This is a genomic window from Rhizobium sp. BK418 (assembly GCF_004341105.1).
Lineage (GTDB): Bacteria > Pseudomonadota > Alphaproteobacteria > Rhizobiales > Rhizobiaceae > Rhizobium.
Map to the genome: position 1 here is coordinate 93,061 of NZ_SLZK01000003.1, position 13,553 is coordinate 106,613.

14 protein-coding genes are annotated in these 13,553 nt (G+C 60.7%); 6 read left to right on the plus strand and 8 right to left on the minus strand.

Annotated elements, in window-relative coordinates:
• Positions 1-3: 3 nt before the first annotated feature.
• The 5 genes from EV281_RS11965 to EV281_RS11985 are packed head-to-tail and all read right to left on the minus strand — an operon-like array spanning position 4 to position 3,821.
• A complete protein-coding gene (locus tag EV281_RS11965) occupies positions 4-795 on the minus strand; it encodes a transporter substrate-binding domain-containing protein (RefSeq protein WP_132653323.1) in 792 nt (263 codons plus the stop codon).
• Between the two features lie 21 nt (positions 796-816).
• Positions 817-1,734, minus strand: a complete 918-nt coding sequence (locus EV281_RS11970; RefSeq protein WP_132653324.1) for a N(4)-(beta-N-acetylglucosaminyl)-L-asparaginase — start codon at positions 1,732-1,734, stop codon at positions 817-819.
• Between the two features lie 8 nt (positions 1,735-1,742).
• Positions 1,743-2,477: an amino acid ABC transporter ATP-binding protein gene (locus EV281_RS11975; RefSeq protein ID WP_132653325.1), complete on the minus strand. Its 735-nt coding sequence runs from the start codon at positions 2,475-2,477 to the stop codon at positions 1,743-1,745.
• Between the two features lies 1 nt (position 2,478).
• On the minus strand, positions 2,479-3,150 hold the full coding sequence (locus tag EV281_RS11980; RefSeq protein WP_132653326.1) for an amino acid ABC transporter permease: 672 nt from the start codon (positions 3,148-3,150) through the stop codon (positions 2,479-2,481).
• On the minus strand, positions 3,150-3,821 hold the full coding sequence (locus EV281_RS11985; protein WP_132653327.1) for an amino acid ABC transporter permease: 672 nt from the start codon (positions 3,819-3,821) through the stop codon (positions 3,150-3,152). The genes EV281_RS11980 and EV281_RS11985 overlap by 1 nt, the downstream gene beginning before the upstream one ends.
• A gap of 231 nt (positions 3,822-4,052) precedes the next feature.
• Between EV281_RS11985 and EV281_RS11990 the strand changes: the two genes are divergently transcribed.
• The 6 genes from EV281_RS11990 to EV281_RS12015 are packed head-to-tail and all read left to right on the plus strand — an operon-like array spanning position 4,053 to position 9,676.
• A complete protein-coding gene (locus tag EV281_RS11990) occupies positions 4,053-4,583 on the plus strand; it encodes a hypothetical protein (protein WP_132653328.1) in 531 nt (176 codons plus the stop codon).
• A 27-nt stretch (positions 4,584-4,610) separates the two neighbouring features.
• The gene (locus tag EV281_RS11995) at positions 4,611-6,197 is read left to right on the plus strand and encodes an ABC transporter substrate-binding protein (protein ID WP_132653329.1); all 1,587 of its coding nucleotides are present in this window, start codon (positions 4,611-4,613) and stop codon (positions 6,195-6,197) included.
• The gene (locus tag EV281_RS12000; protein ID WP_132653330.1) at positions 6,198-7,280 is read left to right on the plus strand and encodes an ABC transporter permease; all 1,083 of its coding nucleotides are present in this window, start codon (positions 6,198-6,200) and stop codon (positions 7,278-7,280) included. It begins immediately after the preceding gene.
• Entirely contained in the window at positions 7,277-8,134 is an 858-nt protein-coding gene (locus tag EV281_RS12005; protein ID WP_132653331.1) for an ABC transporter permease, read from the plus strand. Before EV281_RS12000 ends, EV281_RS12005 begins: the two co-directional genes overlap by 4 nt.
• Positions 8,127-8,951 (plus strand): ABC transporter ATP-binding protein, encoded by an 825-nt coding sequence (locus tag EV281_RS12010; protein ID WP_132653332.1) that lies wholly within the window; start codon positions 8,127-8,129, stop codon positions 8,949-8,951. The genes EV281_RS12005 and EV281_RS12010 overlap by 8 nt, the downstream gene beginning before the upstream one ends.
• Positions 8,948-9,676: an ABC transporter ATP-binding protein gene (locus EV281_RS12015; RefSeq protein ID WP_132653333.1), complete on the plus strand. Its 729-nt coding sequence runs from the start codon at positions 8,948-8,950 to the stop codon at positions 9,674-9,676. Before EV281_RS12010 ends, EV281_RS12015 begins: the two co-directional genes overlap by 4 nt.
• Here the strand turns inward: EV281_RS12015 and EV281_RS12020 are convergent, their stop codons facing one another.
• The 3 genes from EV281_RS12020 to otnI all read right to left on the minus strand — a co-directional run bounded on the left by EV281_RS12020 (position 9,677) and on the right by otnI (position 13,550).
• Positions 9,677-11,779, minus strand: a complete 2,103-nt coding sequence (locus EV281_RS12020; RefSeq protein WP_132653334.1) for a beta-galactosidase — start codon at positions 11,777-11,779, stop codon at positions 9,677-9,679.
• A 108-nt stretch (positions 11,780-11,887) separates the two neighbouring features.
• The gene (locus EV281_RS12025) at positions 11,888-12,763 is read right to left on the minus strand and encodes a 2-hydroxy-3-oxopropionate reductase (protein ID WP_132653335.1); all 876 of its coding nucleotides are present in this window, start codon (positions 12,761-12,763) and stop codon (positions 11,888-11,890) included.
• 7 nt (positions 12,764-12,770) lie between these two features.
• Positions 12,771-13,550: a 2-oxo-tetronate isomerase gene (gene otnI / locus EV281_RS12030; RefSeq protein WP_132653336.1), complete on the minus strand. Its 780-nt coding sequence runs from the start codon at positions 13,548-13,550 to the stop codon at positions 12,771-12,773.
• Between the last annotated feature and the right edge of the window lie 3 nt (positions 13,551-13,553).

The window sequence follows — 13,553 nt, forward strand, 5'->3', positions numbered from 1 at the left end:
ACCTTACCACTGCGGATTCAGAGCCGGCGGGTTGGCTTCGGCACCCCACCACTTCTTGTAATTGGCTTCGTAGGCGCCCGACTGGATGTAGTCGGAGACGAACATGTCGAGCCAGCGAACGAATTCCGGATCGCCCTTGGCAACGGCAATGCCGATCGGGTCGTTCGAATAGAGGCCAGCCAGGGTGACCAGCGTCGGGTTCTTGGTGGCTAGGTAGTCGAGCAGCGAGGAATCCTCGATCGCGGCATCGACGCGTTTCTGCTGAAGCTGCAAGACGCCATCGGGGGCAAACTGGTCGACATAGACGAGCTGTGCATTTGGAACGGACGACTTCAGGAAGGTTTCACCCGTTGTGCCGCGGCCGACGACGACCTTCTTGCCTGCGAGATCCTTCAATTCCTTGATGCCGGCGTCTTTCTGGACGATGACGCGCAGGCCGGCGCGGTTATAGGGGATCGAGAAGTTGACGACCTTGGCGCGCTCGAGCGTGGCCGAGGTATTGGCGATCGCCACGTCGATCTGGCCGGAGACGAGCATGGAGATGCGGGCGTCACCCGAGACGTCGGTGAACTCGACCGGTACGCCGAGTTTTTCAGCCAGACGGTTGGCAACATCGACATCATAACCGACCGGATTGTTCTGCGCGTCGCGGAAACCGATCGGCTCACCGCCGAGCGATACACCGATGCGTACGACGCCGCGCGAGCGGATGTCGTCGATCATGCCGGCAAAGGATGGAAGCGCAGAGCCGGCAACGACGGCCAGCGCGGCAATGGCTGTGAGAATGCGTTTCATGGTTCCATTTCCCTCTCTTGATTATGCCTGTTTCGCTGCCCGGAGTTCCGGTTCGGGCATCGAGTCCTCCCAGAGCCAGTAGCGGATCTCGCCCTCGCATCTGAAATTCACGACCTCGTGGTTCCCCTTGGCATCGACGGCATGGATGACCACGCCAGCCAGGAAACCGGAGGATAGTTCCCTGAGCTCCTCGACAGCCAGCTTGACGGCGTCGGAGAGCGAATAGCCGAATTTGAGCGCCAGGACGACGGTGCGTGCGGTCGAACAGCGCATGGTCATCTCGCCGGTATGGGTGCAGGCGGCCGCGCCATAACGGCTATCGGCATAGAAGCCGGCCCCAGGAATGGGGCTGTCACCGAGGCGGCCCGGATATTTCCACGCCCAGCCCGACGTCGATGTTGCTGCGTGAATGCCGCGCGTCCGGTCAGCGGAGAGGAAGACTGTGGTATCACGCACGCGCTCGGGGTCGGTGATGGCGCGGCTCAGCGGCGCCAGCGGAATATCGGGAAATTTCGCCAGTTCTTCCGGCGACAGTTCCTTTTCCAGCCTTTCCCACCACACGCGCTTGCTGTCTTCGAAAAGCACGTCATCTTCGGAGAACCCGATTTCACTGGCGAAGCGTCGGGCTCCGTCGCCGGTCAGCATCACATGCGGCAGCCGCTTCATCACTTCATGGGCGAGACGGGCGACCGGCAGGGTGTTCGGAACGGCGCCGACGGTGCCGACATCACGGGTATTGCCATCCATGACGGCAGCGTCGAGCTCCATGTTGCCTAGCATATTCGGCCAGCCGCCGTAACCGACGCTGCGCACCTGGACTTCGCTTTCCACCTTGCTGATGCCGGCGACCATGGCGTCGAGGCTGATGGCGCCCTCGCGGAGCATCTGCACCGTCGTCGGGAAACCGGGCCAGGCTTCTTTATTGGCCAAGAGCAGCATGAATACCTCTAATCTTTACGCATTTTGGACAGGAACTGGGCGATACGCGGGTTAGCCATGCCGCCTTCGGCGGCGAAGAAATCCGCAGTCGGTAGATCGACGAGCAGCTTGCCCTTGTCGAGGAACACGATGCGGTTGGAAATCTGCCGCGCGAATTCGATCTCGTGGGTGACGAAGAGCATGGTGGTGCCCTCGGCCGCAAGCTTGGCGAGGATCGCCAGCACTTCGGCCGTCATCTCCGGATCGAGCGCGCTGGTCACTTCATCGAGCAGCAGATAGCGCGGCTGCATGGCGAGCGCGCGGCAGATGCCGACGCGCTGGCGCTGGCCGCCGGAAAGCTGGGCGGGATAGGCATCCGCACGGTCACCAAGGCCTACGGATTTCAGCAGCGCGCGGGCCGTGGTTTCGGCTTCGGCGCGCGGTTTCTTCAGCACCTCGATCGGCGCCAGTGTGATGTTTCCGAGCACCGTCATATGTGGGTAGAGATTGAAGAGCTGGAAGACGGTGGCCGAGCGTTTGCGGGCTTCGGCCAGTTCTTTCGGCTTGCCAACGTCAAAATCATCGACGGTGATGTGGCCGCCGTTCAACTTCTCCAAGCCGTTGATGCAGCGGATCAGCGTCGATTTGCCGGAGCCGGAGGAGCCGAGAATGGAGACGACCTCGCCGGGATTGATGGTGAGGTTGACGCCGTCGAGAACGGTAACCGGACCGAAGGCCTTTTTGACATTTTCTACTTTGAGCATATCAGAGCCCTCTCCAGGCGGCATGCGCTCTGAGGCGGTTTTCGAAGCGGGCGCCGAGCCATGCGAGCAGCTTGGCGCAGACGTAATAGAGCAGGCCGACTACCGTCCAGACGATGAAGGGTTTTAGCGTACGCAGGTTTAAGATGTTGCCGATCTTGGTGAGATCGACGACGCCAATGACCGAGATCAGCGAGGTCACCTGCAGCTGGTTGACGAGCAGTGCCGTCATCGGGCCGATGGCGAAGGCCATGGCCTGCGGCGCCACGACATGGCGCAGCACCTGCCAGCGGGTGAGGCCGAAGACACGGGCTGCCTCGATCTGGTCGCGGCCGATGGATTCGATTGCCGAGACCGCGATGACATAGACGAAGGCTGCCGTATTGGCCGAGAGCGTGATGGTCGCGGCCGTCGTCGGCGTGATGCGGATATGGAAGAGGCCGGGCAGGCCGAAGAAGACGAGGAAGAGCTGCACCAGCACGGGCGAGTTCTTCAGGAGTTCGGCAAAGAAGGTGATGATCGAGGTCAGTACCGGTACGCGGTAGAAGCGGCAGATTGCCCATGATGTGCCGATCAAGAGGCCGATCAGCGACGTCGAGAAAAACAGGCCGAGGCTGACGCCGAGACCCTGCAGCAGCAACCAGATATCGAAAGGCGTGAAATCGGAAAAGCGCATCAGGCAACGGCCTCCATCATGTCGCGATTCAGGCGGCGATGGAGGAAGGCGATGCCGAGCGAGACGAGATAGGTCAGAAGAGCATAGACGACGAGCAGCACGACATAGACCTCAAAGGGCCGGTAGGTCTGCGAAACGACGATCTGCGCCGAGCCGGTCAGCTCGTTGAGCGTGATGGTCGAAAGGATCGACGATGTGAGAATCATGTTGATCAGCACGGAGCCAAGCGGACGAACCGAGGTTCTGAGCGCGATCGGCAGCACGATCTTGGTGAAGGTCACCCTGCGCGACAGGCCGCTCACTTCGGCGGCTTCGATGATGCCCGGATCGATCGCTAGAATGCCGGCACGGATCACGTCGGACGCATAGGCGCCGCCGGCAATCGATAATGCCACGACACCCGTCGTGAAGGCATCGATATAGATGCCAATCTCGGGCAGGCCGTAATAGAAGAAGAACAGCTGCACGATGAAGGGGACGTTGCGGAAGATATCGACGTAGACGAAGGAAATCCTGCGCAGAAGGGCAGATGAAGAGGTACGGGCAATGGCGACGAAGGCGCCCATGACGACGCTTCCGATCAATGCCAGCACGCAGGCTTCCGCCGTCAGCAGAGCGCCTTGACCAAGAAAGCCCAGATGGGGCAAGAGGATCGAAAGGTCGAACCGCACGATCACTCCCTATGTACGATTGAAACCGGTTTCATCGTGTCGTTTGTGCGCGCTGATGTCAAGAATGTCGAATACGAAATGCTGATATATCTGTGGGGAAAAGTTCGTTTGTGCGGTGTCCCGGCAGGCGGAATATTTTTCGTCAAAAGGCTGAAAAGCTGGATGAATATGGACTGCACAATATCTTGCCACCTCGCTAGCCTCCTATCGCACAAAGAAAGAGCAACCCGCATGAGCCAGCTTCCGCAGATCGATTACGATACCGCTTCCGAAGAGATTCGGGTTGCGCACGATGAGGAAATGCGTGTTCGTGGCCGCATGACCAATATGAAACGGACATTGCTGCATTCGCCGGCAGCGCACCGTATCTACGCCGAATGGTTCACATTGCGGGCTGAACTCAACCCCGCCGTTAACGATCGCGAGATCTGGATCTTCTCGCATTCGATCTCCAAGGCGTTGAAGTCCGATATCGCCATCACCTTCTTCCGCCGGGCGCTCATCAATAGCGGCTTTAACCCAGATGCCCTGGAACTGAGCGAGACCGAATCTCTGCTTAAACGTTTCGGCACAGCCATCGTCGTCGATTCCAATGCCATTCCTGCCGATCTCTGGCCCGAATTGAAGGCGCGCTACGACACCAAGGTGCTCGTCGATCTCGTCGCCTTTGCGGGCATCATGATTGCCACTGCCGTTTTCAATAATGTCATCGAGGTCGATTTCGATCCCGAGCTTGAGGCTTTTGCCGAAGGCGCTAACTGAAGTTTCATCACCCGAGGGGAGTTTTCCATGTCCATCATCACCAGCCGTGCCAAGCTGCTCGGCACCGTTTTCAGCCTGGCGCTGGCTTTCAGCGCGCCGGCCGTTCACGCTGAAACGCCGCCGAACGTACTCGTCGTTGCCCAGTCGATCGACGATGCCGTCAGCTTCGACCCCGCCGAAGGCTTCGAGTTGACCACCGTTCAGTCGTTCAACAACCTTTATCAGCGTCTGGTGCAGTCCAATCGCGACGACGGCACGAAGATCGAGCCGGCACTTGCAGCTTCCTGGGAGGCCGGCAGCGATGGCAAAAGCCTGACCTTTACGCTTGCCGATGCCAAGTTCGCCTCCGGCAATCCGGTTCGCCCTGAGGACGTGATCTTCTCGCTGACGCGCGCGGTGAAGCTCAACAAATCGCCGGCTTTCATCCTCAACGAACTCGGCTGGAAGGCCGAGAACGTCGATGCTGGCATCACCAAGGTAGACGACAAGCACGTCAAGCTCACCTGGACGGCCGACGTCGGCTCCGGCTTCGCGCTGTCGATCCTGACGGCGCCGATCGCCTCCATCGTCGATGAAGAGACAGTTTCGGCGCAGTCCAAGGACAATGATTTCGGCAATGGCTGGCTGAAGACCAATTCAGCCGGCAGCGGCGCCTACACGATCGCCACCTACACGCCGCATGAAGCGCTGGTGCTGCAGGCCAATGCGAATTCCTCCGACAAGCCAACCCTCGAAAGTGTCATCATCCGCAACGTGCCTGACGTCGGCGCCCGCCGCTTGCTCGTCGAGCAGGGCGATGCCGATATCGCTCGTGGCCTGTCTGCCGATCAGATCGAAGCGCTGAAGGACAAGAGCGGTATCAAGGTGCTCTCCGTTCCCTCGGCCCGGCAGGACTATATCCTGCTGAACAGCAAGGCGAACCCGACGCTCGGCAACCCGGCTTTCTGGGAAGCGGCACGTTATCTCGTCGATTATGACGGCATCACAAAGAACCTGCTGCGTGGCCAGAGCAGCGTTCACCAGGCCTTCCTGCCGAACGGTTTCCCCGGCGCGCTCAGCGACACACCCTTCAAGCTCGATGTCGAGAAGGCCAAAAAGATCCTCGCCGATGGCGGTATCAAGACGCCGTTCAAGATCGAATTCATCGTCTTCAACGACCAGCCATTCCTGTCGATCGCTCAGTCGCTGCAGTCTACCTTCGCCCAGGCCGGCATCACGCTCGACATCCAGCCGGGCGTGGCGAGCGACATCTATGCGCGCGGCCGCGCTGGCAAGTTCGAAATGACGCTGCGCTACTGGATCCCGGATTATTTCGACGCTCACTCCAATGCCAGCGCCTTCGCCATCAACAAGGACAACTCGGCCAACACCGTTGCGAAGCAGGCCGGCTGGGTGATCCCTGAACTGACAGACGAGACGCTTTCAGCCGTCAAGGAGCAGGATGCCGCCAAGCGGGCCTCGCTCTATCAGGATCTGCAGAAGAAGATCCAGGCAAGCTCGCCCTTCGTTTTCATGCTTCAAGGCAATGACCAGGTCGTGCTAAGCGACAAGGTGAAGAACTATGCCCAAGGTCTCAATGCGGACCAGGTCTATTATGACAAGGTAGCAAAATAAGTGCCGCAACCGGCAACGATCGATAAAGCCGACATGAGCAACTCCCGCCAGCGCAACAGCTGGCGGGAGTTGTCGTTCGTCTGGCCGCTTTCGAAATGGCTGTGGTCATTTGTGCTGACGCTCTTCGGGCTGGCGCTGGTCACCTTTGCGATGACGCGGCTTTCGCCGATCGATCCGGCACTGCAGCTCGTCGGCGATCATGCCAGCCAGTCCACCTATGAGCAGGCACGACTGGAGCTTGGGCTGGATCAGCCGCTGCCGGTGCAGTTTTTCCGCTATGTCGAGACCGCTCTATCCGGCAATTTCGGTCAGTCCATCTCGACCGGCCAGCCTGTGGCAAAGGATATTTCCCGCACCTTTCCAGCAACCATCGAGCTTGCGACAGCGGCGATCATCCTTGGCGCGGGCATCGGGCTTGCGCTCGGCATTGCAGCCGCCATGCGGCAGGGGACATGGCTTGACGGTCTTGCACGTTTCGTTTCGCTCTTCGGCTATTCCGTGCCGATTTTCTGGCTCGGCCTGTTGATGCTGCTCCTGTTTTATGCACACCTGCATTGGGCACCGGGACCGGGTAGGGCCGATGTCGTGTTTCAATATACCGTCAAATCCGTCACCGGCTTTGCGCTGATCGATACGTGGATCTCCGGCAAGGCGGGAGCTTTCCGCGATGCGATGGCGCATCTGGCGCTACCGGCGATCGTACTTGCCTTCCATGCGCTCGCTGCGATTTCGCGGCTGACGCGCGCTGCGATCCTGACCGAGCTTGGGCAGGAATATGTGACGACCGCGCGGGCCAAGGGCGCGAGTCTTGGCCGCATCGTCTTCGTTCATATCCTGCCGAATGTCTCCGGCACGCTGCTTACCGTGATTGCGCTTTCCTATGCCAGCCTGTTGGAAGGTGCTGTCTTGACTGAGACGGTATTTGCATGGCCGGGCATCGGCCGCTACCTGACGACGGCGATGTTTGCCGGCGACATGCCGGCAATCCTCGGGGCCACGCTCGTCGTCGGTGCCTCCTTCGTGCTTCTCAACGCGCTGACTGATCTCGGCGTGGCACGGCTGGAAGCGGGGAAGAAGCGATGAGCGTGATCGTCCAGGCGCCGCTCGGCGGGCCATCATTCCTGCGGCGCGTACTCCATTCTCCCTCGGCCGCGGCGGGCAGCGCAGTGGTTCTCGTCATTTTGGCGCTTGCCCTGCTGGCACCCTTGATTGCGCCCTATGATCCGAACCTGCAGGAAACTGCCAATCGACTGATGCCGCCGAGTGCTGCGCACTGGCTCGGCACGGATGGCTTCGGGCGGGATATTCTGTCGCGGATCATCTACGGTGCGCGGCCGACGCTGCTGCTCGTGCTTGTCGTGATGCTACTGATGGCGCCGCTCGGCATTCTCGTCGGCATCCTCTCGGGGTTCTTCGGCGGCATCACTGAGCGCCTGCTGATGCGGCTCACCGATATCGTCATGTCCTTCCCACGCTTGCTGCTCGCTTTCGCTTTCGTCGCCATCATGGGGCCGGGATTGATCAATGGCGCGCTGGCACTGGCGCTGACAAGCTGGCCAGCCTATGCCCGGCAGGCGCGCGTCGAGACGGCGGCGCTGCAGCGCAGCGATTATCTTGCGGCTGCCGAGATGGTCGGCATTCGCGGCGTGCGGCTGCTCTGGGGGCATATCCTGCCGCTGGTGCTGCCTTCAGCGATCATCCGTCTGGCGCTTGATCTCTCGGGCATCATCCTTGCTGCCGCTGGTCTTGGTTTCCTGGGGCTTGGTGTTCGTCCACCCACGGCGGAATGGGGCTCGATGGTCTCTGAGGGAACGCAGGTGATTTTCGATCAGTGGTGGGTGGCGGCTGTACCCGGCTTTGCCATTCTGATTACCTCCTTCGCCTTCAATCTTCTGGCCGACGGCCTGCGCGATATTCTGGATCCGCGTAATGACTGAGCCGCTGCTTTCTGTCGAGGATCTGTCGATCGCCTTTCCATCAGAGACTGGGCCCGTGCGCGTCGTCGACGGTATCTCCTTTTCGGTCGGGCGTGAGGTCGTGGCGCTCGTTGGCGAATCCGGCTCTGGCAAGTCGATGACGGGGCGAGCGATCATGGGTTTGTTGCCGCGCCGGGCGGAAGCGCGCGCAAGACGTCTCGTCTTCGATGGGCAGGAGCTGATGACGCTTTCTGCCTCCGGCTGGAACAGACTGCGCGGCAGCGGCCTTGGCTTGATCCTGCAAGATCCGAAATATTCGCTGAACCCTGCGCATAAGGTTGGTCGGCAAGTGGAAGAGGCGTTGCTTCTGCACACGGAGCTTTCTGCCGCCGAGCGGCGCGAGCGGGCGCTCGACATGCTGGATAAGGTTGGGCTGCTCGATCCAAAGCGGGTTTATTCGAGTTATCCAGCTGCCCTTTCCGGCGGCATGGGACAGCGCGCAATGATCGCGGCCATGCTGATTAACCAACCGAAGTTACTCATCGCCGATGAACCCACCTCGGCGCTCGATCGCGGCCTGCAGGACCAGATTCTCACGCTGCTGCGGTCGCTTACCGAAGAACTCGGCATGGGACTATTGCTCATCAGCCATGACCTGCAGCAGGTCTCTCGCTATGCCAACCGCGTCATGGTCATGCGTCACGGAAGGATCGAGGAGCAAATGGCATCGGTCGATCTTGCCAATGCAAAATCGGATTATACGCGGGCACTCTGGGTGGCTCGGCCGTCTGCCGCGACCTACGGAACACGCCTGCCGGTTTACGGAGACGAGGCATGAGCGCACTTGCCGTTTCCGATCTCTCGGTGAGTTTCCAGGGCAGCAGCAAGGGTTTCACTGCCGTGCGTAGCGTAAGCTTCGCGGTTGCGCCTGGAGAGACATTCGGGCTGATCGGTCCCTCCGGCTGTGGCAAGACGACGGTGCTGCGTGCCGTTGCCGGACTGAATACCAATTGGCAGGGCTCCATCACGGTTTTCGATGAGGCATTGCGGCCGGAGCACAAGATCACCGGGGCCTTGCGATCCAACATTCAAATGGTGTTTCAGGATCCCTATTCTTCGTTGCATCCGCGCCATCGGATCTCTCGCATTCTTGGCGAGCCCTTGTCGCTGCGTGGCACCCGCCATGTCGAGGAAGAAGTGCGCATCGCGCTTGATCAGGTTGGCCTGCCGGCCGCCGCAGCGGGGCGCTATCCGCATCAGCTCTCCGGCGGGCAGCGGCAGCGCGTGGCAATTGCTCGCGCTCTGCTTCTGAAGCCGAAGCTGCTTTTGCTCGATGAGCCGACCTCGGCGCTCGATGTTTCGGTTCAGGCTGAGATCCTGAACCTGCTGAACGACCTGAAGGCCTCGCATGGCATGACCTTCGTGCTCGTCAGCCACGATCCCGGCGTTGTCGCGCATATGTGCGACCGTGCCGTGCTGATGCAGGCCGGCCGCATCGAGAGCCAACTCGACCGAACCGCGCTTTCGGAAGGCGGTTGGGTCGAGCAGCTCGCCGCCCGCTAGTTACGCGAGCGGCAGGATCAGTACGTCTCGGGCCGGCACCTCAATACGATTTACATCGTAGCCGTATTCCACTGGCCAGGCGGGCTTGCTGCCGGAGAGTTTTCCTTCGGCAAGGCTGACTGTTGTCGTCTGCGCCTTGCGCGTCGGGTTGACCAGCCAGAGGAAGCTGCCCTTCTCGCCCTTGTGGATGCGGGCGAAGACCGCGTCGTTGGATAGCGTCACATGACGGGTCCTGCCGCTCCATTTCACCAATTCGGCGAAGAAGGCGGCATTGGCCTTGCCGTCGGTGCGGTAGAAGGCGACCGAGGGGTTGGTGCCGATCAGCAGGGTGCGGCCCTTGCCGAAGCGGTTTTCGACGACGGCTAGACGGCCGCCATCGAAAGTGCCGCGGCCGGTGCCGCCGGTCAGGCGGTAGGACTGGAGGAGACCGCCACCGTCAACAGCCGTATCATCGAACTTGAAGTGGATGCGGTCGCCGATATCGGGCATGAATTCCACTTCTTCCTCACGCGCACCGAAGACCTCGTCGAGCCCCATATTCGGCTGCACTTGGCCGACATGGCCGCGGTCACCGAAGTAACCGGGGCAGGCTTCGGCAATCAGCGTGCCGCCCTTTTCTACCCAGGCTTTCAGGCGCGCCGCCTGCTCGGCGGTGAACATAATCGGGTAAGGGAAATAGAGGAAGTTGTAGGCATCGATATCATCGATATGCACCCAGTCCGGTTGCAATCCCTGGCCGAGGAAGGCGCGGTAGGCGCCCCACATGGCTTCCGGATAAGGCTTTTCCTTGCGGTCGTAGTTCAGCAGGTAATCCCATTCCTGCGTTTCGGGGACCACGAGAATGCCGACCTCGCCTCGCACCGGCTTCGCGTCCCAGAGTGCCTTTTGCGCAGGGTCGTTCGCCCATTTCGCCATGGCGCTCTGCATGTCGGAGCGCGGCGTGCGGCTGCCGTCCATACCATAGGCGCCAAAGGCACCGAAGAGCGGGCCATCGAGCAACGGGCGCCAGCGCAGGTTCAGCACACCACGCGCGCCGCCGGCAAAGGAGGTCATGCTCCAGATGCGGATATCCTCGGGCTCGGCGACACGGCCGTCTTCCTTGTCGCGGCCAATCACTTGCGGCTGCAGCCAGAGCGGACCGCCCTGACGCTCTGCGTGCCAGAAGGGCTTGCCGCGGGCGGCGGCGCGGTTGATATCGACGCCGTACCAGGTCTTCCAGGGTTCGGTGCCTTTGCGGGCCTGGATCCAGGTGAAGCCGTAGATTTCAACCTTGGAGGCGGCGAGCCAGTCATCGCAGCCATTGGCGGCCATGTTCGGGATTGCGCCAGAAATGCCGTGAGCGGCGATGACATTCTTCTGATCGACCGCGCGGATCGTATCAATGCGCCACTGCATTTGGTCATAGAAATTGTCGCGCTTGAACTGCAGCCAGTCGATGCATTCAGGGTAGGGCGCCATATGGACCGGCGGCTCGATATCCTCCCATTCGGCATAGCTGTAGCGGTGCCAGGCTTTGGCGAGAACTTTCAGGCCGCCGTATTTCTTCTCCAGCCACTTGCGGAAGGCGGCCTTTGCATAGCTGCTGTAGTCGACATCGGCGGAATAATTGACCTCGTTCCAGACGTCGTAGCCGTAGATCGCCGGATGGTCCTTATAGCGGGTGGCGAGCGCGGTGAGGAACTTGCCGGCTGCTTCCTTCACCTCCGGGCAATTCAGCGTCAGCGCACCGGCGCCACCGCCATTATTGGAAAAGCCGCCGGTTGCGGCCGAGACGCCCATATAAGAGCCGAGCTTGGTGCCGTCGGCATTGACCTGCAGTGCATCGGCATATTTGCGCACCGCCCAGTCCGGCACGGCATGGATGAGTTCGGCGATAACGGTCTTGATACCGTTCCTGGCGGCGAGATCGAGCTGGCGATCATACTCTTCCCAGTCGTAGACGCCGGGGGCCACTTCGATCGCGCTCCACATGAACCAGTGGCGGAAGATGTTGAGGCCGTCTTCGCTGGCGGTTGTGTAGTCGCGTTCCCAATCGTCGCGCGGCGGATTGGATTTGCGGAAATAGACGGCGCCGAAAGGGAATTGGATATCGTTTCTGAGCATTGTGCTGTCCTTCTCTATCGATGTCCGGACATGGCTTCGCCGTCCGGAGAAAAGGCTCCGGCAGGAGGCAATCGAAGATGTGGTCCGGGTGTTCTAGGTGGTCGTGATCTAGCGCGGCCCTCCGGCGAGGAGCTCAAGCGTGCGGATAAGGGCGGAATGGTCGCGTTCACCGTCGCCATTAGCGATCGCGGCATTCATGAGTTGTTGGGTGGAGGCCGTGTTCGGCAGCGAAAGATCGAGCGCGCGGGCGGCATCGACGGCAAGCGTTATATCCTTGCGGTGCAAGCGGATGCGGAAGCCGGGGTCGAAGGTTTCCTTGACCATGCGCTCGCCATGGACTTCGAGAATCCGGGAGGCGGCAAAACCACCCATCAGGGCAGCGCGCACCTTGGCGGGATCGGCGCCGGCGCGTTTGGTAAAGAGCAGGGCTTCTGAGACGGCCTCAATGGTGAGACCGACGATGATCTGGTTGGCGACCTTGGCCGTCTGGCCGTCACCGACACCGCCGACCAGCGTGATGTTTCTGCCCATCTTTTCGAAAAGCGGCCGGGCGCGCTCGAAAGCCTGCTCCTTGCCGCCGATCATGATTGTCAGCGAGGCGGCCTTGGCGCCGACCTCGCCGCCGGAGACGGGCGCATCGAGATAGTCGCAGCCGAGCGCTTCGATGCGTTTAGCAAAATCCTGAGTGGCGACAGGGGAAATCGAGCTCATGTCGACAATCAGCTTGCCGGCGGACAGGCCGGAGGCCACGCCATCTTCGCGGAAGAGAACCGCTTCGACATCAGGCGTATCCGGCAGCATCAGAATGATGATGTCTGAGGCTTCGGCGACAGCCTTGGCGCTATGAGCGGCCTTGCCGCCCTTGCTGACGAGATGCTGGGAGGCCTCCTTCACGCGGCTCAGATGCAGCGTGTGGCCGGCATCAATCAGGTGTTCCGCCATCGGGCGGCCCATGACGCCCAGTCCGATAAAACCGATATTCATGTTACGCTCACTTCCGATAGGGTTTCATCCAGCCGAGCCCTTCGCTGGTACCGGCCTTCGGCTTGTATTCGCAGCCGACCCAACCGTCGTAGCCGAGGCGGTCGAGTTCGGAGAGGATGAAGGTGTAGTTGATCTCGCCCGTGCCGGGTTCGTTGCGGCCGGGATTGTCGGCGATCTGCACATGGGCGATCTTGTCCTTCAGCCGGATGAAGGTCGGGATCAGGTCGCCCTGCATGATCTGCATGTGGTAGAAATCATACTGGATGTAGAGATTGTCGGAGCCGACCTTTTCGAGAATGCGCTCGGCGTGATCGGTGTTCGACAGGAAGAAGCCGGGAATATCGCGCAGATTGATCGGTTCGATCAGCAGCTTCACGCCGGCATCGGCCGTGCGTTCGGCGGCATACTTCAGATTTTCGACCAGCATCTTTTCCAGAGTTTCGAGATCGGCACCATCAGGCACGAGGCCGGAGATGACGTTGACCTGCGGGCAGGCGAGCGCCTTGGCGTAGTCGAGCGCCAGTGAGACTCCATTGCGGAATTCCCCTATACGGTTCGGCAGGCAGGCAATGCCGCGCTCGCCACCGGCCCAATCACCCGAAGGCACATTGAAGAGCGCCTGTTTCAGGCCGTTTGCCTGGAGCGCATCGGCGACCTTTTCCTTCGGTTCGGCATAGGGGCCGAGATATTCGAGCGCGCCAAAACCGTCCTTTGCGGCGGCGGCGAAGCGGTCCAGGAAGGAAAGATCCTGATAGAGGAAAGAAAGATTGGCGGAAAATTTCGGCACTGG

Coding starts and splice junctions, on each gene's coding strand:
- EV281_RS11965 (WP_132653323.1), bottom strand. CDS start 795: ATGAAACGCATTCTCACAGCCATTGCCGCGCTGGCCGTCGTTGCCGGC.
- EV281_RS11970 (WP_132653324.1), bottom strand. CDS start 1,734: ATGCTGCTCTTGGCCAATAAAGAAGCCTGGCCCGGTTTCCCGACGACG.
- EV281_RS11975 (WP_132653325.1), bottom strand. CDS start 2,477: ATGCTCAAAGTAGAAAATGTCAAAAAGGCCTTCGGTCCGGTTACCGTT.
- EV281_RS11980 (WP_132653326.1), bottom strand. CDS start 3,150: ATGCGCTTTTCCGATTTCACGCCTTTCGATATCTGGTTGCTGCTGCAG.
- EV281_RS11990 (WP_132653328.1), top strand. CDS start 4,053: ATGAGCCAGCTTCCGCAGATCGATTACGATACCGCTTCCGAAGAGATT.
- EV281_RS11995 (WP_132653329.1), top strand. CDS start 4,611: ATGTCCATCATCACCAGCCGTGCCAAGCTGCTCGGCACCGTTTTCAGC.
- EV281_RS12005 (WP_132653331.1), top strand. CDS start 7,277: ATGAGCGTGATCGTCCAGGCGCCGCTCGGCGGGCCATCATTCCTGCGG.
- EV281_RS12010 (WP_132653332.1), top strand. CDS start 8,127: ATGACTGAGCCGCTGCTTTCTGTCGAGGATCTGTCGATCGCCTTTCCA.
- EV281_RS12015 (WP_132653333.1), top strand. CDS start 8,948: ATGAGCGCACTTGCCGTTTCCGATCTCTCGGTGAGTTTCCAGGGCAGC.
- EV281_RS12020 (WP_132653334.1), bottom strand. CDS start 11,779: ATGCTCAGAAACGATATCCAATTCCCTTTCGGCGCCGTCTATTTCCGC.
- EV281_RS12025 (WP_132653335.1), bottom strand. CDS start 12,763: ATGAATATCGGTTTTATCGGACTGGGCGTCATGGGCCGCCCGATGGCG.